This window comes from Streptomyces sp. NPDC016309, from assembly GCF_043077235.1.
Classification (GTDB): Bacteria; Actinomycetota; Actinomycetes; order Streptomycetales; family Streptomycetaceae; genus Streptomyces.
The window spans coordinates 453,502-453,871 of the sequence record NZ_JBIBSG010000001.1; the positions used below are offsets into that span (position 1 = coordinate 453,502).

The 370-nt window shown below is 75.9% G+C and carries 1 pseudogene; it reads left to right on the top strand.

The window, feature by feature from the left end:
* Positions 1 to 370 (top strand): annotated as a pseudogene (locus ACF068_RS01995) (ATP-dependent helicase); the annotation flags it as partial.

Consider the following 370-nt stretch of genomic DNA (forward strand, 5'->3'; position numbering starts at 1 on the left):
CGAGGCCACCGAGACGGTCACCGAGCCGGTCACGGAGGAGCCCACCAAGCCCCGCCGCACGCGGACTCGCAAGACCGCCGAACCGGTCGCCGAGGCCACCGAGACGGTCACCCAGCCGATCGCGGAGGAGCCCACCAAGCCCCGCCGCACCCGCACCCGCAAGACCGCCGAACCGGCCGTCGAGGCCACCGAGACGGTCACCCAGCCGGTCACGGAGGAGCCCACCAAGCCCCGCCGCACCCGCACCCGCAAGACCGCCGAACCGGCCGCCGACGCCACCGAGACGGTCACCCAGCCGGTCACGGAGGAGCCCACCAAGCCCCGCCGCACCCGCACCCGCAAGACCGCCGAACCGGCCGCCGACGCCACC